Raw genomic sequence first — 20,022 nt, 5'->3', positions numbered from 1 at the left:
CCGGCGACCGGCGCCGGGCGTTCGCGGACGGCTGAGCACCACGGGTGACCCTGGTCACAGCTCCACGGCGACGGTATCGTAAGCAACCTGGCGAACTGGAGACTCTTCGTCACGCACTGCTGGTCCGATCCAGTCGAAATCAAGTCGAAGGAGACGCGATGAGCACCAAGGTCGAGAAAACCGTTGTCGTGGACGTGCCGGTGACCACGGCGTACAACCAGTGGACCCAGTTCGAGGACTTCCCGCAGTTCATGGGCGGCGTGAAGAGCGTGACCCAGCTGACCGACGACCGCCTGGAGTGGGTGGCCGAGATCGCCGGCGTGCGCCGGCAGTGGGAGGCGAGGATCCTCGAGCAGGTCCCGGACCGCAAGGTCGCCTGGGCCGCCACCGAGGGCGCCACGAACGCCGGCGCGGTCACCTTCGAGGACGCGGGCCCCGGCCGGACCTCGGTGCACCTGGTCCTCGAGTACGAGCCCGAGGGCCTCGTGGAGAAGATCGGCGACAAGCTCAACGTCGTCGAGAACCAGGCCGAGAAGGACCTGGAGAGGTTCAAGAAGTTCATCGAGTCCGAGGGCTACGCCTCCGGCGCCTGGCGCGGGACGGTCGCCGGGGGCGCGCCCGTGGGGACGCCCGGCGTCGAGCACGCCGCGGCCTCGCGCGGGGACGAGGGCAAGGCCGGGATCTCCGGCAAGGCGGTCGCCGCGGGCGTCGCCGCGGCCGGTGTCGCCGCCGCCGGAGCCGCCGCGGCCTCGAAGAAGAAGGACAGGGAGGACGAGCAGGTCGTCGTCGAGCCCATCGCACCGGTCGCACCACCCGCGACCCCCGTCGTCGACGAGGTCGTGGCGCCGGCCAGGACTCCCCTGGACGAGAACCCGACCACGCCCCTGACGCCGCCGGTGCCCCCGACCGCCTACGACGCCGTCGGCACGGACGCCGAGGACGAGACCGGCCCGGACCGCACGATGCCGCCGAGCGCCGGCGGGCGCTCCGCGGGCGGACCGATCTAGGCAGGATCCGTCGGGGCCGCGGCGCGCCGCCCGGCCCCTGCACGCGAACGCCCTCCCGGCCCCGGTGACCCGGCGGCAGGGAGGGCGTCTCGCGCGAAGGCCCCGTTCCACCGCCCGCCCGCCGGCCGGCCGAGGCCGTGGCCGGCGAACCCTGGTGGTCTCCCGCGCAGTGGGTCACACTGGGCCTGTGACAGGCGAGGATGTGCTGATAGCCGTGGGCATGGCCCTGTTCGTCGCGGCGATCCTGTGGCAGCTGGGCGCCGGGCTGCGCCGGAGGCGCAGGGCACGGCGTGCGGGCGAGGCGTCGAGGCCGCCGGCGACGCTGACGGCTCCCGCGGTGCTCGGGCCCCTCGTGCTCATCGTGACGGGCGCGGCCCTGCTGGCGACCGCCGCCCTCGTCTGATCCGCCACCGGACACCCCACCTGACGCAGACGTGCGGAAGCCCCCGTCGTCACCGGTCGGCCGGCGACGACGGGGGCTTCCTCACGGTGGGCCCCGTGGGGCTCGAACCCACGACCCATGGATTAAAAGTCCACTGCTCTACCAACTGAGCTAGAGGCCCGCGCTCCGCCGCGGCGCAGGGTGCACGACCCGCCCGGAGCGGACACCACTCTACCGCACGGCCCCCGGCGGGACCGGGATCGGGGCGCTCCGGGGCCTCGACCGACTGGCCTACGCTGGGGCAGGGGGTGTGCGCCTCCCGACGCCGACCCGACCGGAGGACCCACCGTGGCACGCCAGCGAACAGAGGACACCGCCGGCGGCGCGGCCGCGGTGTTCGGCCCCTCAGCCGTCACCGAGTACCTCGAGCAGGTGGTCGAGCAGCTGCGGGACCAGCGCGGCGGCGCTCCCAGCGACTCGATCCCCGCCCTGGCCGAGGCCGACCCGGAGCGCTTCGGGATCGTCATCGCCACCGCGGACGGCCACGTCTACGCGGCCGGGGACGCCGACGAGGAGTTCAGCCTCCAGTCGATCTCCAAGGCCTTCACGTACGCCCTGGCGCTCGAGGACCTCGGCGCGGAGGCGGTGCACGAGAAGATCGACGTGGAGCCCAGCGGCGACGCCTTCAACGAGATCTCGCTGCAGCCGGGCACGGGCCGCCCCGCGAACCCCATGATCAACGCCGGGGCGATCACCTCCACCTGGCTCGTGCCGGACAGCGAGCGCGACCTGCGCCGGGACCGGATCCGTGCCGCCTACTCCCGGTGCGCGGGCCGCGACCTCGCGATCAGCCCCGAGGTGCTCGCCCAGGAGCACGACGCCGGCGACCGCAACCGCGCCCTGGGCTACCTCCTGGCCTCGGCGGGCATCATCGAGGGCGACCCGATCCGGGCGCTGGAGGACTACTTCGCGCAGTGCTCCGTGCTGGTGACCTGCCGCGACCTCGCGCTCATGGGGGCCACCCTGGCCAACGACGGGACGAACCCGGTGACGGGCGAGGAGGTGTTCGCCCCCGGGACCGTCTCCCGCGTCCTGTCCGTGATGAGCTCCTGCGGGATGTACGACGACGCGGGCGAGTGGATGGTCCGGGTCGGCCTGCCCGCCAAGTCCGGGGTGGGCGGCGGGATCATCGCCGTGCTGCCCGGCCAGCTGGCCGTGGCCACGTTCTCCCCCGCCCTGGACCGGCACGGCAACAGCGTGCGCGGCGTGCTGGCGTGCGAACGGCTGTCGCAGGACCTGCAGCTGCACTTCAGCCGCACGGCCCGCGCGTCGCGCTCCACGGTGCGGGCGAGCTACCCGATCGACCAGTCCCCGTCCATGGTGCGGCGCAACGCGGAGGCGGACGCCGTGCTCGCCGAGCACGGCACCGACGCGGTCGTCGTCGAGCTCCAGGGGGACCTGCTGTTCACGGGCGCCGAGACCGCGATCCGGACCGTCCGCGAGGTCGCCCTGGACGCCGAGTACGTCGTCGTGGACATGCGGCGGGTGGACGAGATCGCGGACTACGTCCTGCCGCTGCTGGCCCGCACCCGGGCCGAGCTGAGGGAGGCCGGACGCACCCTGGTGGTGGTCGACGGGGGCCGCGTCTCCCGCTCCGTCCTGGAGGGCGAGCCGCCGCTCGAGGTGTTCCCCAGCCGCGCCGCGGCCGTCAAGTGGGTCGAGGACGCCCTGCTCGAGCGGCACGGCGGGCCGGGGTGCACGCCCTCCCGCGTCGTGCCCCCGGACTCGGAGCTCCTCTCCCGGCTGGACCCCGAGGACGCCCGCGCCGTCCAGGCCCGGACCGTGGAACGGTCCTGGCGGGCCGGTGCCAACATCCTGCGGTCGGGGCAGAACTTCGCGGGCATCCACCTGGTGGTCAGCGGCGACGTCTCGATGTCCGTCCGCACGCCCACCGGCGAGCGGATCGAGCTGCAGATCCTGGGCCCCGGCATGAGCTTCGGGGAGATGGCCCTCGGCTCGGACGGCAAGCAGCACGTGACGCTCACCGCGGTCACGGACGTCACCGCTCGCGTGCTGACCCCCGAGGCCCTCGCGGAGCTGGAGGAGCAGGACCCGGTCCTGGCGCTGCGGCTGTGGAAGGCGATCGCCCGGGACGGCTACGAGCGCGCCGACCAGCAGTGGCGGGACGCGGCCGTGCACGCCTCCGCCACCGACTGGTGAGCGCTCCGTGGTCCGCCGCGGCCCGCGGCCGTACGCTGGTCGCATGAGCGACGTCCCCCGCCACCACAGGCCGGTCAGGTTCTCCCCCGAGCAGTTCGAGGAGCACGAGGGCGGACCCGACCCGGCCCGCGTCTCGGAGGCGGCCCACCTCGCGGCCCACGCCCTGGTCCACCGGGGCCGGGCCAGCGACGACCCAGAGGTGACCCGGCGGCTGATCGAGCTGACCGACGAGCAGGGCCTGGAGGGCATCGCGGAGATGTGGGCGGAGGCGCCCGCCGTGTCCCTGCCCGGGGCCCTGTGGCGGCTCTACGCGCTGCGCGCCGCGGTGCGCAAGGACCCGGAGCGGATGGGCCGCTACTTCGCCTCGGGACGCGGCACCGCGCAGGTCTCCCACGTGGTGGCCGGCGTCGCGGAGCCCCCGGGCGCGGAGGAGATCACCACGATGGCCGACGCGATCCTCTCGGGCGCCTTCAACGGGGACTTCGACGTGGCCCTGGACCGCTTCGCCGCGTTCTGCCGGGTGATCGCCCTGGGCCGGATCCGGCTGGCCGACACCGGGCAGATGGCGGTGGTCGACCCCGCCGCCGCGCGGGGCCCGAGCACCGTGGCCCTCACCCAGCGCCTCGAGCGCACCGCCGAGGAGCTCGAGGCCGCGGCCACCGCCTGGCGCCACGGGCACCTCGACTGAGCGCTCCCCGGATCCGGCCCGTGCCGGGTCCCACCGGGGACGGGCTTGGCCTCAGGGGGAGGTCGACTACCATGGACGCAGGTGTCGGGCCGTGGTAACCCCGGGCTCCAACTCATAGCCGCTGCGAGCGGCCTTACGCCGAGAGGCGTTCCCGGTCCGGCACCGCCCCCTTCCTCCGCTTCTCCTTCCGGTCCTCCCGGCCCGTTCCCGGGCGCGTCCCCCAGGCCCCGGACGGTTCACCCGCGCCGTGTACAGTGATTTTCGCCGTGCCCAGCGGCGCTGTCCCTCACGCCCAGGATGGTCACTACATGGCGCTTCGCATCTTCCCGGAGGACGACAAGGTCCTGGACCTGCTGGCGGACATGTCCGGGCAGATCACCGAGGCCGTGCGCCTGCTCTCGGAGCTGCTGGGCACCCCCGGTCCGAGCACGGACACCCTCGAGGCCATCCGCGAGTGCGAGGCCCGCACCAGCGACCTGTACTTCTCCGTGATGACCACGGCACGCTCCACCTTCGTGCTCCCGGTCCCGCGGCAGGACGTCTACGTCCTCGGGCACTGGCTCAACAAGGCCGCCGAGGAGCTCCTGGCGGTCGCCGAGGCCCACGTCGCCTACGATCTCGACCGTGCGCCGACGCACGCCACCGACCAGCTCGCGGTGATCGTGCGGATGTCCGGGCTCACCACGCGCGCGATGCGCAACCTCAGCTCCCTCGACGGCCTCGACGACTACTGGTACGAGATGCTGCGTCTCGGCAAGCAGTCCGAGCGGATCCACCAGCTGCACATGGCCCACATCCTCGAGCACCACAAGGCCATCCCCGCGATGAAACGACAGCAGGCCGTGGAGCGCTTCGTGGGCGCTGCCCGGGCGCTGGTGCGCGTGTCCACCGAGGTGGGCCGCATCGTCGTGGCGGAGTCCTGAGCGCGGTGCCGGAGCTGCTCACCGTCCTCGGGCTGGTCCTGGCCGTGGGGTACACGGTGGTCAACGGCTTCCACGACGCCCCCAACGCCCTGGCCCTGCCCGTGCGCGGCCGGGCGCTCACCCCGAAGGTCGGCCTGTGCCTGAGCGCCGTGGTGAACGTCGTGGGCGTCCTCTACGCCGGGATCCTGCTGTCCGACTGGTTGCTCCTGTCCGCCCCCGTGCCGCTGGACGTCGTGGGCTCCGCGACGATCGTCTGCGCCCTGCTGGCCACCATCGGCTGGAACCTGCTCACGTGGTGGTGGGGCATGCCGTCCTCGACCACGACCGCCCTGGCCGGAAGCCTCGTGGGCGCGCTGCTCGGCGCCCACGCCGTGGACCTGGTGGCGGACTCCCCGCTCACTGCCACCGCGCTGTACAAGATCGTCGTGCCGCTGGTGGTGGCCCCCGCGGTGGCCTACGCGGTGGCGTGGGCGCTGGTGATCCCCCTCGTCCACCTCCTCAAGCACTCCGAGCCCACGACGACCACCTACCGCTCCCGGCTCGTCCTCGCCACCGGCGCGGCCGCCGTCTCCTTCGGCCACGGCATCAACCACGGCCGCCGGGCCGCCTGGGTGGTCACGACCCTGCTCCTGTGCGCCGGGGTCCCGGTGGCCGCCGACGGCTCCGAGCTGTGGGTGCTGCTGCTGGTCGCCGCCGGCCTGGCGGGCGGCACGCTCTTCGGCGCCCGGCGGATCGCCTACACGCTCTCCTCCCGGATGGTGGTCATGGACCCGTTCCGCGGCGCCGTGGCCCAGGGGGTGGCCGGGGCCCTCCTGTTCATGGGCGGGACCCTGCTGCCCGTCCCCATGTCCACCTCCCAGACCACGGCCGCGGCCATCCTGGGGGCCGGCCAGCAGCAGCGGTTCACGACCGTCAACAGCAGGGTGGTCAAGCAGGTGCTGCTCGTCTGGGGCCTCACCGTGCCGGTGTGCGGGCTCGCCTCCGCGACGCTCATGCTCGCGCTCTCCCCCCTGCTCTGAGCCCCGCTCCCGGTCGCCGGGACGGCGAGCTCTGCCCCCGCACTCGGCCCCCGCACCGGGCCCCCGCACCGGGCCCCCGCACGACGGCGCCGCCCCACCTCGGGAGGTGGGGCGGCGCCGTCGTCGTGCGGGAGAGGAGCCCGGGCTCAGCCGAAGCGGCCGGACACGTAGTCCTCGGTCTGCTTCTCGTGCGGGTTGCTGAAGATCTCCGAGGTGGGGCCGTACTCGATGAGCTTGCCGGGCTTGCCGGTGCCCGCGATGTTGAAGAAGGCCGTCTTGTCGGAGACCCGGGAGGCCTGCTGCATGTTGTGCGTCACGATCACCACGGTGTACTCCTCCTTCAGCTCGCTGATGAGGTCCTCGATCGCGAGGGTGGAGATGGGGTCGAGGGCGGAGCACGGCTCGTCCATCAGGATCACGTCCGGCTTCACGGCGATCGCCCGGGCGATGCACAGCCGCTGCTGCTGCCCGCCGGACAGGCCCGAGCCCGGCTTGTCGAGGCGGTCCTTGACCTCGTTCCACAGGTTCGCGCCCTGCAGGGAGCGCTCCACCAGGTCGTCCGCGTCGGAGCGGGAGATCCGCTGGCTGTTGAGCTTCACGCCGGCCAGCACGTTGTCCCGGATGGACATCGTGGGGAAGGGGTTGGGCCGCTGGAAGACCATGCCGATCATGGAGCGCACGACCACCGGGTCCACGCCGGGGCCGTAGAGGTCCTCGCCGTCGAGCAGGACCTTGCCCTCGGCGCGGGCGCCGGGGATGACCTCGTGCATGCGGTTGAGCGTGCGCAGGAAGGTCGACTTGCCGCAGCCGGACGGGCCGATGAACGCGGTGACCGACCGGGCGTCGATGCCCATGCTGATGTCGTCCACGGCCAGGAAGTCGCCGTAGTAGACATTGAGGTGCTCGACGTCGATTCTTTTGGACATTCTGGGTTCCTTGCTGTTTTCTCGCGGAAGTTGGAGGTCGGTGCTCAGCGGCCGGCGGTCTTGGGCGCGAAGGCCTTGGCGACGAGGCGGGCGACCAGGTTGAGCAGCATGACGATGATGATCAGGATCAGCGCGGCGGCCCACGCGCGCTGCGCGGACGGGTCGGGGTTGGTCGGCGAGGTCGGCGTCATGATCTGGTAGTAGATGAACGTCGGCAGGGTCGTCATCCAGCCGGAGAACGAGTTCCAGTTGATGGCCGTGGCGAAGCCCGCGGTGACCAGCAGCGGGGCGGTCTCCCCGATCACGCGGGCGATCGCGAGGGTGACACCCGAGGCGATGCCGGAGATGGCCGTGGGGATGACGACCTTGACGATCGTCCGCCACTTGCGCACGCCGAGCGCATAGGCGGCCTCGCGCAGCTCGTTGGGGACGATCTTCAGCATCTCCTCGGTGTTCTTCACGACCGTGGGGATCATGAGCACGGTCAGCGCCACCGCGGCCACGAAGCCGAAGCGGGTGGACGGGCCGAAGAGCAGGCCGAACAGCGCGGCCGCGAACAGACCGGCGACGATCGACGGGATGCCCGTCATGACGTCCACGAAGAACGTGATCGCGCGCCCGAGCCAGCCGCCCCTCGAGTACTCCACCAGGTAGATCGCGGTGAGGAGCCCGATGGGCACGGACAGGAGAGTGGCCCAGAAGGTGATCGACACGGTGCCGACGATCGCGTGGTAGGCGCCGCCCAGCACGGGCGTCTCCCCTGCGGCGGCCGCGTTGTCCGTGGCGCCGGTGACCCCGTTCATGGAGGTGAGCAGCAGGTTCGAGTTGAGGCCCGGCAGACCGTTGGCGAGGACCGTCCAGATCACCGACACGAGCGGGACCACGGCCAGGATGAACGCGGTGTAGACCAGGTAGGTCACGAGCGAGTCGGCGCCCTTGCGCCGCCCCTCGACGGCGGTCACGGCGACCGGGGCGGCCACGAGGAAGATGACGGCGGAGAACACGGCCCACAGGGCCACGTTGAAGCCGACCAGCGCCGCGGCGGCGGCGCCGACCACGACCGCGGCGATCCCGATGGTGGGGACGAGCCACGCGGGCCGCTGGTTGCGGGTGAGCCGCGACCGGCGCCCGCCGGTCGGCGGTGTGGAGGTCTGGTTGCGCAGGAGAGTGGTCGACATCAGTTGGCTCCCGAGAATTCCTTGTAGCGGGTGATGATGGCGCGGGCGATCATGTTCACGACCAGGGTGATGAGGAACAGGACGAGGCCCGCCGCGATCAGCTCGGACAGCCGCAGGCCGTAGGCCTCCGGGAAGTTGAGCGCGATCTCCGCCGCGATGGTCTGGTTGCCGGACTGCAGGAGCGACGCCGTGAGCGGGCCGCTCGAGAGGACCAGCGCCACGGCCATGGTCTCGCCGAGGGCGCGGCCCAGCGCCAGCATGACCGAGGAGATGATGCCGGGACGGGCGAAGGGCAGCACCGTCATGCGGATCATCTCCCAGCGGGTGGCGCCCAGCGCCAGCGCCGCCTCCTCGTGGAGCTTCGGGGTCTGCACGAAGATCTCCCGGGACATAGCGGTGATGATCGGCAGGATCATGATCGCGAGCACGACGCCGGCGGTGAGGATGGTCTTGCCAGTCTGGGACGCCGGGCCGGAGAAGATCGGGATGAAGCCGAAGTTCTCGGCGAGCCAGCCGTACAACGGCACGAGCGAGGACGCCAGGACGGTCGTGCCCCACGCGCCGTAGATCACCGAGGGGATCGCAGCGAGCAGGTCGATGACGTAGGCGACCGGCTTGGCGATCCGGGCGGGCGCGTAGTGGGAGATGTACAGCGCCACGAGGACGCCGATGGGCGTGGCGATGGCCAGGGCGATGACCGCCGCGATGACCGTGCCGATGACCAGCGGCCAGATGTAGGCGAAGAAGCCCTCGCCGCCCGACACGTCCTCGGCCGGGGCCTGGAACGTGGGCAGCGCCTGCATGAACAGGAACAGGGCCACGGCGGCCAGGACCGCGAGGATCAGGACCCCGGCGCCGAGGCTGAGCCCGGAGAAGACGGAGTCACCTGCTTTGCCGCCGGCCGCGGATTTCTTGGTGGTGACGGTGGTGGACATGTCGTGCGCCCCTTCGATTGCGTGACACGAGCTGTTCTGGATGGGGATCGGCACCCAGCGCCTGGATCGGGTGGCGCACCTCACGGAGAAGGCGCCCCACACAGAAATGTCCCGTTCGGCGCGGAGCCGGACCTGGGGCCCGGTCCCGCGCCGAACGGGATCACGTGGATCGGATCAGCCGGCGACGGTGATCCGGTCGAGGGCCTCCTGCGCCCGGGTCCGCAGGGTCTCGGACATCGGCGCGGAGCCGGCGGCGTCGGCCGCCGTCTGCTGGCCCTCTTCGCTGACCATGTACGAGCCGAAGGCCTTCGCGAGGTCCGCAGTCTCCTGGGAATCGTACTGCGGGCAGAAGATCTCGTACGACACGAGCACGATCGGGTAGGCCCCGGACTCGGTGGTGTCCCGCTCCAGGTCCATCGCCATGTCGTACTCGGCGCGGCCCTCGACCGGGGTGGAGGCCTCGACGGCCTTCGCGGCGGCCTCCGAGGAGTACGGCACGTACTCCTCGCCGACCCCCACGGCGACGGTGCCGAGGTCGCCGACCGCGGAGGCGTCGGCGTAGGTGATGGCGCCCTCGGTGGCGTTGGTGGACTGGACGACGCCGGCGGTGCCCTTGTTGTTCTCGGCGGCCCACTGGGACGGCCAGTTGCCGGAGACCTCCTCGGTCCACACCTCGGGAGCGGCGGCGGCCAGGTACTCCTGGAAGTTCTCGGTGGTGCCGGACTCGTCGTTGCGGTGCACCACGGTGATCGGGGTGTCGGGCAGGTCGGCCTCGGGGTTCTGGTCGGCGATCGCCGGGTTGTTCCAGGTCTTGATCTCGCCGGTGAAGACCTGGGCGATGGTCTCGCCGTCCATGTTCACTGTCTCGACGCCCGGCAGGTTGAAGGCCACGGCGATCGGGGAGATGTAGGCGGGGACGTGGAAGGCGCCCTCGGGGCCGCAGACCTCCTTGGACGCCTCGTACTCCTCGTCGTCGAGGTAGGCGTCGGAGCCGGCGAAGTCCGCACCGCCGGCGACGAAGGCCTCACGGCCGGCACCGGAGCCGTCCGGGGAGTACTGGACGGTGGCCCCGGAGTTGGCCTCCTGGAAGCCGTTCTGCCACGCGGTCATGGCCGCGTTCTGGGCCGACGAGCCGATGCCGGTCAGGGTGCCCGAGACGGAGCCGGCGGCGGCGCCGGTCTCCGAGCCGGAGCCGTTCCCCGTGGCGTTGTCGGAACCGCACGCGGTCAGCGCGAGGGTGCCGATGGCGAGGACGGCGGCGGACCGGCCGAGGTGGGATGCCTTCACTGTTGCCCCTTCAAATCACAGTCGTGGCCCGTCGAGGGGCCGTGTTCCACGGGCCGCGGGGAGAGCTCCGGGCCCGGTGAGAGGTGGGATCCGCCGATTCGCAGCGGCGCTCTCACAGGGACACGCTAGGAATCGGACCTGACCATCGTGGCGTCACAAGGTGAACGGGTGGTGAACAGTCCCCCTCGTCACGGACACGTGTACGGAAGGTCACACCCCCGGCGCGACTCCCGGCCCCGGCACCACCGGCTCCCGGGGGCCGGCCGCCTGCTCCCCTAGGATGAGCCCATGGCCACAGGCACCCGCGCGCACGCGTTCCTCCGCGCCCTGCGCACGCGCACCCGGGTCGGCTTCACCCGGGTCCGCACCGGGGTGCTCCAGGCCTTCCAGATGACCGTCGCGAGCGTCGGCGCCTACCTGATCGCCGAGCAGCTCCTCGGTCACCACGGCCCCATCTTCGCGGCCACGGCCGCCCTCGTCTCCCTCGGCTTCGCCAAGGGCGGGCTGCGGTACCGGAGGGTGCTCGAGGTATCGATCGGCTGCACCCTGGGCATCGCCGTGGGCGACGCCCTCATCCACGTCCTGGGCACCGGGGTCTGGCAGGCCGGCGTCGTGCTCATGACCTCGATCCTGCTGGCCCGGTTCCTCGACAACGGGACGCTGTTCACCACCCAGATGGGCCTGCAGTCCGTGCTCGTCGTGCTGCTGCCGCCGTCCCAGGACGGCGTGTTCGCGCGCTCCACCGACGCTGTCGTGGGCGGGCTCTGCGCCCTGGCCATGGCCTACTTCGTGCCCACGGACCCCCGGCGCCAGCCGCGCGAGGACCTCCGCCGGCTCGTGGAGCAGTTCTCCCGGGTGCTGCGGGAGGCCGGCCGCGCCGTGGAGGACTACGACTCCACGGCGGCGTGGCTCGCGCTCGTGCGGGCCCGGCAGACCCAGCCCCTGGTCGACTCGGTGACCACTGGGCTCAAGGCCTCCCTCGAGATCGCCCGGGCGTCGCCGCTGTACCGGAGCCGCCGGGCGGAGGTCGAGGAGATCGAGCACTCGATCCACTACCTGGACCTGGCCGTGCGCAACTCCAGGGTGCTCGCCCGCCGGCTCGCCTCCGTGCTCAACCACGTGACGCTCTCGGACGAGGCCGTCGTCTCCCTGACCGGCGCCCTCGACGACCTCGCGGACGCGGTCACCACCCTGGGCAACGCGCTCGCCGTCGCCTCGCCCGGTTCCCGGGAGAGCTACCTGCGCCAGGCGCGCAACGAGCTGGCGGACGTGGCCGGGCGGCTGCTCCCCCGCGAGATGGGCGTGCGCACCATGGAGGGCGAGACCCTGGTGCTGGACATGCGCCCGATGGTCGTGGACCTCCTCGAGGCGGCCGGCATGACCCACGAGGAGGCGCGGGCGCAGATGCCCCCGCTGGAGGGATGGGACCGGGCCTGAGGCTGCCTCCCCCCGGAGCTCAGGGGCGCAGATGCGCGGTGAGGGCGGCGACGGTCTCCTTGGCCGTGGGCCCGACCCCGATCAGGGTGGCCGAGCCCGGTCCGGTCCAGTCCCCGTACCCGAGCAGGTAGAGCCCCGGCACCTTGGTGGAAGCGGTGCCCCGGGTGCTCACCGTTCCGTCGTCCTCCCGGACGTGCAGGGGCCGCAGGTGCCGCAGCGCCGGGCGGAACCCGGTGCACCAGATCACCGCGTCCACCTCCTGTTCCCGCCCGTCGGCCCAGGCGATCCCGGTCGGGGTGAAGCGGGCGAACATCGGAGCGGGCCGCAGCAGCCCGGCGTCCCGCGCCCGCTTCACCGGCGGGACGACGACGATGTTGCCCAGGGACGCGACCCCGCCGGGATCCGGCAGCCCGGCGGCCAGGGCCTGGGCCCGGGCGGTGGCCACGCGGAACAGCTCCCGGCCGTCGACGTCGTCGGGCAGCCAGTGCGGCGCGCCGTTGAGGCACCACGTGAGGTCCGCGGACCCGGCCAGCTCCGCGGCGATCTGCGCCCCGGAGTTCGCCCCGCCCACGACGACGACGCGCCGGCCCCGGTAGGGGTCGGGCCCGCCGTAGCGGGCGCTGTGGACCTGGGCGCCCCGGAAGTCCCGCTGGCCCGGGACGGTGGGCCAGAACGGCTGGGACCACGTGCCGGTGGCGCTGACCACCGCCCGGGCGTGCCACTGCCCGGCGGTGGTCTCCAGCCGGAACCCGTCGCCCTCCCGGTGCACGGCGCGCACGCGGACGGGCCGGCGCACGGGCAGGTCGTAGCGGGCCTCGTAGTCGGCGAGGTAGTCGATCACCTGCGCCGCGCCGGGGTTGCCCCCGGCCGTCGAGGGCATGGGGCGGCCGGGCAGGGAGGAGTACTCCGCCGGGGAGAAGAGCCGCAGCGACGGCCAGGTGTGCCGCCAGGCCCCGCCGGCGGTCTCCTGGTCGTCGAGCAGGACGAAGGACAGCCCGGTGCGGCGCAGGTAGTAGCCCGCGGCCAGCCCGGCCTGTCCGGCGCCGACGACCGCGACGTCCACGTGGTGGTCCATGGTCCTCAGTCTCCCCTGCGGTCTCCCCTGCTCGTGCGGCGCGTGCTCCTGGACGTCCCCCGCCCTACTCCGTGATGGTCCCGGCGGGCAGCAGCTCGGCGATCAGCTGCTGGACCCGGACCTTGATCTCGTCGCGGATCGGGCGCACGGCCTCGAGGCCCTGGCCGGCGGGGTCCTCGAGCTCCCAGTCCTTGTAGCGCTTGCCCGGGAAGAAGGGGCAGGCGTCCCCGCAGCCCATGGTGATGACCACGTCGGAGTCCTGCACGGCCTCGGTGGTCAGCACCTTGGGCTTCTGGGCGCTCATGTCGATGCCCTCCTCGGCCATCGCCTGCACGGCCACGGGGTTGACGGCGTCGCCCGGGGCCGATCCCGCCGAGCGCACCTCGATGCGGCCCCGGGAGAGGTGGGTGAGGTAGGCGGCCGCCATCTGGGAGCGCCCGGCGTTGTGCACGCACACGAACAGGACGCTGGGCTTGGTGGTCTCGGTGCTCATCGGGGTGGTGTCCGTTCTGTCGGGGAAGGGGCGGTGGGAGGGGTCAGGTGGTCCGGGGTCAGACGCGGGCCGGGTCGGTGAGCCCTGCCAGGGCGGTCTCGCCCACGGGCTCGTCGGCCAGCTGCGGGATCACGGCGGTGCGCCGGGCCAGCTGCTGCACGGCCCGGATCTGCTCGGCCTCGTGGCGGGCGCGTTCCTGCAGGAAGGCGGAGCCGGGGTCGGCGGCGGCCACGGAGTTGTTGACCACCCACGCCCAGGGGTGCAGGTCGGCCCGCTCCAGGTCCTCCTGCAGCTGCTGCGCCTCCAGGACGGGGGTGGTCTCGGCCAGGGTGACCAGCACCAGCTTGGTCAGCTCCGGGTCCTGCAGGCGCATCAGCGGCGTGGTGAAGGAGAAGCCCTCGCCCATGCTGCGGGCGATCTCGCGGTGGTAGGAGCCGGTGGCGTCCAGCAGCAGCAGGGTGTGGCCGGTGGGTGCGGTGTCCACGACCACGAAGCGGCGGCGGGACTCGTTGACCGCCGCGGAGAACTCGTGGAAGACCGAGACCTCCTCGGTGCACGGGGACAGCAGGTCCTCGGCCAGCTGCGCCCGGCCGGTCTCGTCCAGGTTCCTGCCCTTGGACGCCAGCACCCGGTCGCGGTAGGCGGCGACGGCCTGCTCGGGGTCGATCCGCGAGACGGTGAGGTGCTCGACCTCTCCGGCCAGGGTCTCGGAGAGGTGGGCGGCCGGGTCGGTGGTGGTCAGGTGCACGTCGTGGCCGCGGTGGGCCAGGGCCACGGCGATGGCCGCGGCCACGGTGGTCTTGCCGACCCCGCCCTTGCCCATGCACATGACGAGCCCGTGGTCCTGGGCTGCGAGCTCGTCCACCAGGGCTCCCAGCCCCGGCAGGTCGACCGCCGCGGGTGCGGTGGCCGTCGCCGGCTCGGGGGCACCGTCGTCGCCGGCGAGCAGGGACCGCAGCGCGGGCAGCCCGACCATGTTCTGCGGGCGCAGCGCCACCTCGTCGCGCGGCAGGCCGGTGAGGACCGCCGGCATCCGGTCCAGGGCGGCCTGCTCCCGGGCCCGCACCGCGCGCACGAGGGGGTCCTCGCCGGCGGGCATCAGGCCGTTGACCACCAGGTGCTGCTCGGTCATCCCGATCCGGGCCAGTTCCTCGTGCGTGCGGGCGACCTCGGCGAGGCTGGACTCCTGGGCGCGGGCCACCAGCACCAGCCGGGTCCGGGCCGGATCGGCCAGGGCGGCCACCGCCGCGGCGTACGTGCTGCGCTGCTTCTCCAGGCCCGAGAGCGGGCCCAGGCAGGAGGCGTCCCCCTTGCCGGCGTCCAGGAACGCGGTCCAGTCCCCGGGCAGCTGCAGCAGGCGGATGGTGTGCCCGGTGGGGGCGGTGTCGAAGAGGACGTGGTCGTAGCGCTCGCCGATCGTCCCGTCGGCCAGGATCCCGGTGAACTCGTTGAAGGAGGCGATCTCGGTGGTGCAGGAGCCCGAGAGCCGCTCGGTGATCGAGGCGATCTCCGCCTCGGGGAGCAGCCCCCGGACCGGGCCGACGATCTTCTCCCGGTAGGCCTCCGCGGCCTGCTCCGGGTCGATCTCCAGGGCGTGCAGGCCGGGCACGTCCGGGATCGCGGTGACCGTGTTGCCGATGACCACCCCGAAGACCTGGCCCACGTTGGAGGCCGGGTCCGTGCTCACCAGCAGCACCTTCCGGCCGGCACCGGCCAGGTGCAGGGCGGCGGCGCAGGCGACGGAGGTCTTGCCCACCCCGCCCTTGCCGGTGAAGAACAGGAACCGGGGGGTGCGGTCGAGGAATGTCATCGTGCTCGCTTTCCGAAGGAGGAGGTCACCGGCGCCCGGGGACACCGGTCAGCTCGCCCAGCAGCCGCCGGACCCGGGCGTCGATGTCGTCGCGGACCAGGCGCATCCGCTCCGCGCCCTCGATCCCCCGCTCGGACGGCTCGTCGGTGTGCCAGGTCTCGACGGTGCCGGCCATGCCCTCGACGGGCTCGACCTCCGCCTCGTTCCCGAGCACCACGACGCGGTCCACGGAGCGCAGCAGCTCCGGGTCGACGGGCTTCGGGCGCCCGTGGGACATGTCGGCGCCGACCTCCGCGACGACCTCGGCGGACAGGGCGTTGATCTGCTTCCCCGGCCTGGTGCCGGCGGAGTGGACCTCCACCGCACCGGCGGCGTGCTTGTCCATGAGGGCGGCGGCCATCTGGGACTTGCCGCCGTTCTTGGCGCAGACGAACAGGACGGAGGGCGTGGTGGCGCTCATCGGATGCTCCTGGGGACTGGCGGGGTCACGGGGTTCACGGGGCGTGGGCGTTCAGCGGGCGGGGACGGTGCGGTCACCGGGGAACAGCTTCCGCCCGGCCCACAGGGACACGTAGACCAGGCCGACCAGGACCGGGACCTCGATCAGCGGCCCGACGACCCCGGCCAGGGCCTGTCCGGAGGTGACCCCGAAGGTGCCGATGGCTACGGCGATGGCCAGCTCGAAGTTGTTGCCGGCGGCGGTGAAGGCCACGGTGGTGGACTTCGCGTAGTTCAGCCCCAGGGCCTTCGACGCGACCAGGCCGATGCCGAACATGAGGAAGAAGTAGACCAGCAGAGGCAGGGCGATGCGGGCGACGTCCAGGGGGTTGGAGGTGATGGCCTCGCCCTGCAGGGCGAAGAGCAGCACGATCGTGAACAGCAGCCCGTAGAGCGCCCAGGGGCCGAGCTTCGGAAGGAAGGTCTCCTCGTACCAGGTGCGGCCCTTGGCCCTCTCCCCCAGGGTGCGGGTGAGGAACCCGGCGACCAGGGGGATGCCCAGGAACACCAGGACGCTCAGCACGATGGACCACACGGAGAACTCCGCCGACGTCGTCGGCAGGCCGAGCCAGGCGGGCAGGACCTGGAGGTAGAACCAGCCGAGGGCGCCGAAGGCGATCACCTGGAACACGGAGTTGATCGCCACCAGCACCGCGGCCGCCTCCCGGTCCCCGCAGGCGAGGTCGTTCCAGATCAGCACCATGGCGATGCACCGGGCCAGCCCCACGATGATCAGTCCCGTGCGGTACTCGGGCAGGTCGGGGAGGAAGATCCAGGCCAGGGCGAACATCAGCGCCGGGCCCACGATCCAGTTCAGCACCAGGGAGGCGCCCATCAGGCGCCTGTCGCCGGCCACGCGGTGGGTCTCGTCGTAGCGGACCTTGGCCAGCACCGGGTACATCATCACCAGCAGGCCGACGGCGATGGGCAGGGACACCTCCCCGATCTTCACCGCCTCCAGGGCGGTGTTCAGGCCCGGGACGAAGCGGCCGAGCAGCAGGCCGGCGACCATGGCGGCGATGATCCAGGCGGGCAGCCAGCGGTCGAGGAAGGACAGGTCCTTCATCACCCCCTGGTGCGGGGCGGGGGAGGTGACGGTGTTGCTCATCAGGAGGCAGGCCCTTCGTATCGACGGTTGTCTATCAGGAACACTATGGGGTCACATCGACGTGCGTCAATGTAGACTGGGGTGATGACTCTCGCACCCGACCTCCAGGCCACCGCCGCCGACCAGTGCGCCCCGGGCTCGTCCCGGTCCGGGTGCTGCTCGCTCTCCGGCGGGCCCATGACGGCGGACGACGCCCAGCGGATCGCCGGGCGGCTCAAGGCGCTGGCGGACCCCACCCGTCTGCGCCTGCTCTCCCACGTGGCCGCCCAGGGCTGCGGCGCGGTCTGCGTGTGCGACCTGACCGAGGAGGTGGGCATCAGCCAGCCCACGGTGAGCCACCACATGAAGAAGCTCGTGGACGCCGGGCTGCTGACCCGCGAGCAGCGCGGGAAGTGGGCCCACTACTCCGTGGTGCCCGAGGCGTTCGCCGAGCTGCAGGCCTTCCTGGACCTGCGCTGACCGGCGCCCCCGCGCCCCGCTGGGGTGTCCGCCGCGGCGGCTAGCCTGGAGCCCATGAGCACCCGCACCCGCCGCACCTCCCCCTCGTACCGCTGCACCGAGTGCGGCTGGACCACCGCCAAGTGGGTGGGCCGGTGCGGGGAGTGCCAGGCGTGGGGCACCGTCGAGGAGATCGGCGAGCACAAGGCGCGCACCACCGCCGCCCGCTCGATCGCCGAGCCCGCCCGGCCCATCGCGCAGGTCGACGCCACCGTGGCCACGTCGATGCCGACCGGGGTGCCGGAACTGGACCGGGTCCTCGGCGGGGGCCTGGTCCCCGGCGCCGTGGTCCTGATGGCCGGCGAGCCAGGGGTCGGCAAGTCGACCCTGCTGCTCGACGTCGCCGCCCGCTTCGCGGAGGGCACCGGCGGGTCCACGCGCGACGTCCTCTACGTCACCGGCGAGGAGTCGGCCGCGCAGGTGAAGCTGCGGGCGGACCGGATCGACGCCGTGGCGCCCACCCTCTACCTCACCGCCGAGACCGACCTCGCCACGGCCCTCGGCCAGATCGAGAGCATCTCCCCCCGCCTGCTCGTCGTCGACTCCGTGCAGACCCTCGCCAGCGCCGAGGTCGAGGGCTCCGCGGGCGGGGTCACGCAGGTCCGCGAGGTCGCGGCCTCCCTCATCGCCGTGGCGAAGAAGCGGAACATGACCACCCTGCTCGTGGGCCACGTGACCAAGGACGGCTCCATCGCCGGGCCCCGGCTGCTCGAGCACCTCGTGGACGTGGTGTGCCAGTTCGAGGGCGAGAAGCACTCCCGGATCCGTCTGCTGCGCGCCGTCAAGAACCGCTACGGCCCCACCGACGAGGTCGGGTGCTTCGACCTCACCGAGACCGGCATCACGAGCGTGGAGGACCCCTCGGGCCTGTTCGTCTCCCGCACCGCCATGCCGGTCTCGGGGACGTGCCTGACGGTCACCCTGGAGGGCCGCCGGCCTCTCCTCGCCGAGGTCCAGGCGCTGCTCGACCGCTCCTCCACCGCCCAGCCCCGCCGCGCCACGGCCGGCCTGGAGTCCTCGCGGGTCGCCATGCTCCTGGCCGTGCTGCAGCGGCGGGCCGGCGTGAACCTGGCCGGCCTGGACTGCTACGTCTCCACCGTGGGCGGGGTGAAGCTCACCGAGCCGTCCACGGACCTCGCCGTGGCGATGGCCCTGGCCTCGGCCGCCCAGGACCGCCCGCTGCCGCAGCGGCTGGTCTGCTTCGGCGAGGTGGGCCTGGCCGGGGAGGTCCGGCCCGTCCCGGGCATCGGCCGCCGCATCCAGGAGGTCGCCCGGCTGGGCTTCACCCACGCGGTGGTCCCGGCCAGCCCCACCGGCCCGGGGCCGGTCCCGCCGGGCTTCACGGTCCGGGAGGTGACCACGATCACCGACGCCATGGAGTTGCTCTTCCCCGCCTCCGCCGCGGGCCAGCGCCCGAGGCGGGCGGCCCCCGCCGCCGTATGATGTGACCGTGGCGAAGACCCCTGAGAACGCACTGCGCAAGACGCTGGCCCGCATCGCTCCCGGCACCGAGCTGCGCGCCGGCCTGGAGCGCATCCTGCGGGGGCGCACCGGCGGTCTCATCGTGCTCGGCTTCGACCGATCCGTGGAGACCATCTGCTCGGGCGGCTTCGACATCGACACCGACTTCTCCGCTCCCAAGCTGCGGGAGCTCGCCAAGATGGACGGCGCGATCGTCTGCGACCGCGACGCCACCCGCATCCTCAAGGCCGGGGTCCAGCTGGTGCCGGACGCCTCGATCGAGACCACGGAGTCCGGCACCCGGCACCGGTCCGCGGAGCGCACCGCCAAGGAGACCGGGGTGCCCGTGATCTCGGTGAGCCAGTCGATGAGCGTGATCACCATCTACGTGGGCGAGACCCGCTACGCGATCGAGGGCTCGCAGTCCATCATGGCCCGCGCCAACCAGGCCCTGCAGACCCTGGAGCACTACAGCCACCGCATGGAGCAGGTGCTGGGCAACCTCTCCTCCCTGGAGATCGAGGCGTCCGTCACCGTCCGGGACGTCGCCCTGACCCTGCAGCGCATGGAGATGGTCCGGCGGATCTCCTCCGAGATCGGCTGGTACGTGCTCGAGCTCGGCGTGGACGGGCGGCTCATCGCCCTGCAGCTCGAGGAGCTCACCGCGGGCACCGGGCCGGGTCCCGACGTGGTGCTGCGCGACTACCTGCCGGACGGCACCTCCGCGCAGGGCCTCACGGAGGGCCTCGAGCGGCTGGCCGAGCTCACGCCCGCGGAGCTCATCGACCTGCAGCGGATCGCCGTGTCCGTGGGGCTGATCGAGCCGCAGGGCAGCCTCGAGACGGACCTGCACCCGCACGGCTACCGGCTGCTCGAGGGCATCAAGTCCATGCCGCGGGCCGTGGCCAACCGGCTGGTGCGCCAGTTCGACGGCCTGCAGTCGCTCATGGCCGCCAACCTCGAGGACCTCAAGGCCGTCGAGGGCATCGGCGAGCAGCGGGCCCGGACCGTGCGCGAGTCCCTGTCCCGGATGGCCGAGACGAGCCTGCTCGAGCGGTTCATGTGAGCCGCCCGCCC

General features: G+C 72.6%; 19 protein-coding genes and 1 tRNA gene. 10 read left to right on the top strand and 10 right to left on the bottom strand.

Going from position 1 to position 20,022, the window contains the following annotated elements; all coding sequences use genetic code 11:
* Positions 1–158: 158 nt before the first annotated feature.
* Both IEW07_RS12420 and IEW07_RS12415 read left to right on the top strand, forming a co-directional pair.
* Positions 159–1,007: an SRPBCC family protein gene (locus tag IEW07_RS12420; RefSeq protein ID WP_188537695.1), complete on the top strand. Its 849-nt coding sequence runs from the start codon at positions 159–161 to the stop codon at positions 1,005–1,007.
* A 187-nt stretch (positions 1,008–1,194) separates the two neighbouring features.
* On the top strand, positions 1,195–1,410 hold the full coding sequence (locus IEW07_RS12415; RefSeq protein ID WP_188537693.1) for a hypothetical protein: 216 nt from the start codon (positions 1,195–1,197) through the stop codon (positions 1,408–1,410).
* Between the two features lie 87 nt (positions 1,411–1,497).
* Here IEW07_RS12415 and IEW07_RS12410 read toward each other — a convergent pair.
* Positions 1,498–1,570: transfer RNA gene (locus tag IEW07_RS12410), tRNA-Lys, on the bottom strand.
* Positions 1,571–1,737: 167 nt separating this feature from the next.
* Between IEW07_RS12410 and glsA the strand changes: the two genes are divergently transcribed.
* The 4 genes from glsA (at position 1,738) to IEW07_RS12390 (ending at position 6,239) form a co-directional block, all read left to right on the top strand.
* On the top strand, positions 1,738–3,609 hold the full coding sequence (gene glsA, locus IEW07_RS12405) for a glutaminase A (RefSeq protein ID WP_188537691.1): 1,872 nt from the start codon (positions 1,738–1,740) through the stop codon (positions 3,607–3,609).
* Positions 3,610–3,652: 43 nt separating this feature from the next.
* Positions 3,653–4,297: a hypothetical protein gene (locus IEW07_RS12400; RefSeq protein ID WP_188537689.1), complete on the top strand. Its 645-nt coding sequence runs from the start codon at positions 3,653–3,655 to the stop codon at positions 4,295–4,297.
* 308 nt (positions 4,298–4,605) lie between these two features.
* Entirely contained in the window at positions 4,606–5,220 is a 615-nt protein-coding gene (locus IEW07_RS12395) for a DUF47 domain-containing protein (RefSeq protein WP_188537687.1), read from the top strand.
* A 5-nt stretch (positions 5,221–5,225) separates the two neighbouring features.
* Complete coding sequence (locus IEW07_RS12390; protein WP_188537685.1) at positions 5,226–6,239, top strand: inorganic phosphate transporter; 1,014 nt, start codon at positions 5,226–5,228, stop codon at positions 6,237–6,239.
* 146 nt (positions 6,240–6,385) lie between these two features.
* Here the strand turns inward: IEW07_RS12390 and pstB are convergent, their stop codons facing one another.
* From pstB to pstS, 4 genes are all read right to left on the bottom strand, one after another.
* Positions 6,386–7,165: a phosphate ABC transporter ATP-binding protein PstB gene (pstB, locus tag IEW07_RS12385; RefSeq protein WP_188537683.1), complete on the bottom strand. Its 780-nt coding sequence runs from the start codon at positions 7,163–7,165 to the stop codon at positions 6,386–6,388.
* A gap of 44 nt (positions 7,166–7,209) precedes the next feature.
* A complete protein-coding gene (gene pstA, locus IEW07_RS12380; protein ID WP_188537681.1) occupies positions 7,210–8,343 on the bottom strand; it encodes a phosphate ABC transporter permease PstA in 1,134 nt (377 codons plus the stop codon).
* On the bottom strand, positions 8,343–9,278 hold the full coding sequence (gene pstC / locus IEW07_RS12375; RefSeq protein WP_188537679.1) for a phosphate ABC transporter permease subunit PstC: 936 nt from the start codon (positions 9,276–9,278) through the stop codon (positions 8,343–8,345). Before pstC ends, pstA begins: the two co-directional genes overlap by 1 nt.
* Positions 9,279–9,452: 174 nt before the next feature.
* Complete coding sequence (pstS, locus tag IEW07_RS12370) at positions 9,453–10,565, bottom strand: phosphate ABC transporter substrate-binding protein PstS (protein WP_188537677.1); 1,113 nt, start codon at positions 10,563–10,565, stop codon at positions 9,453–9,455.
* 288 nt (positions 10,566–10,853) lie between these two features.
* Here pstS and IEW07_RS12365 point away from each other — a divergent pair, with 288 nt between their 5' ends.
* Complete coding sequence (locus IEW07_RS12365) at positions 10,854–12,002, top strand: FUSC family protein (protein ID WP_188537675.1); 1,149 nt, start codon at positions 10,854–10,856, stop codon at positions 12,000–12,002.
* Positions 12,003–12,021: 19 nt separating this feature from the next.
* Here the strand turns inward: IEW07_RS12365 and IEW07_RS12360 are convergent, their stop codons facing one another.
* From IEW07_RS12360 to arsB, 5 genes are all read right to left on the bottom strand, one after another.
* Positions 12,022–13,077 (bottom strand): ArsO family NAD(P)H-dependent flavin-containing monooxygenase, encoded by a 1,056-nt coding sequence (locus IEW07_RS12360; protein WP_188537673.1) that lies wholly within the window; start codon positions 13,075–13,077, stop codon positions 12,022–12,024.
* Between the two features lie 64 nt (positions 13,078–13,141).
* Entirely contained in the window at positions 13,142–13,570 is a 429-nt protein-coding gene (locus IEW07_RS12355; RefSeq protein ID WP_188537671.1) for an arsenate reductase ArsC, read from the bottom strand.
* A gap of 58 nt (positions 13,571–13,628) precedes the next feature.
* A complete protein-coding gene (gene arsA / locus IEW07_RS12350; protein WP_188537669.1) occupies positions 13,629–15,380 on the bottom strand; it encodes an arsenical pump-driving ATPase in 1,752 nt (583 codons plus the stop codon).
* Between the two features lie 25 nt (positions 15,381–15,405).
* Positions 15,406–15,840: an arsenate-mycothiol transferase ArsC gene (locus IEW07_RS12345; RefSeq protein WP_188537667.1), complete on the bottom strand. Its 435-nt coding sequence runs from the start codon at positions 15,838–15,840 to the stop codon at positions 15,406–15,408.
* Positions 15,841–15,891: 51 nt separating this feature from the next.
* A complete protein-coding gene (arsB, locus tag IEW07_RS12340; protein ID WP_308738231.1) occupies positions 15,892–16,986 on the bottom strand; it encodes an ACR3 family arsenite efflux transporter in 1,095 nt (364 codons plus the stop codon).
* 84 nt (positions 16,987–17,070) lie between these two features.
* Here arsB and IEW07_RS12335 point away from each other — a divergent pair, with 84 nt between their 5' ends.
* Genes IEW07_RS12335 through disA form a run of 3 tightly spaced genes read left to right on the top strand, consistent with a single transcriptional unit; the run spans position 17,071 to position 20,011 of the window.
* The gene (locus IEW07_RS12335; RefSeq protein WP_188537665.1) at positions 17,071–17,445 is read left to right on the top strand and encodes an ArsR/SmtB family transcription factor; all 375 of its coding nucleotides are present in this window, start codon (positions 17,071–17,073) and stop codon (positions 17,443–17,445) included.
* A 54-nt stretch (positions 17,446–17,499) separates the two neighbouring features.
* A complete protein-coding gene (gene radA / locus IEW07_RS12330) occupies positions 17,500–18,927 on the top strand; it encodes a DNA repair protein RadA (RefSeq protein ID WP_188537663.1) in 1,428 nt (475 codons plus the stop codon).
* Positions 18,928–18,934: 7 nt separating this feature from the next.
* The gene (gene disA, locus IEW07_RS12325) at positions 18,935–20,011 is read left to right on the top strand and encodes a DNA integrity scanning diadenylate cyclase DisA (protein WP_188537661.1); all 1,077 of its coding nucleotides are present in this window, start codon (positions 18,935–18,937) and stop codon (positions 20,009–20,011) included.
* Positions 20,012–20,022 lie beyond the last annotated feature (11 nt).

Origin of the sequence: Kocuria dechangensis, assembly GCF_014636775.1 — a bacterium.
Lineage (GTDB): Bacteria > Actinomycetota > Actinomycetes > Actinomycetales > Micrococcaceae > Kocuria > Kocuria dechangensis.
The sequence above is the reverse complement of the archived record's forward strand: the minus strand, read 5'-3'. Positions and strand labels throughout refer to the sequence as shown.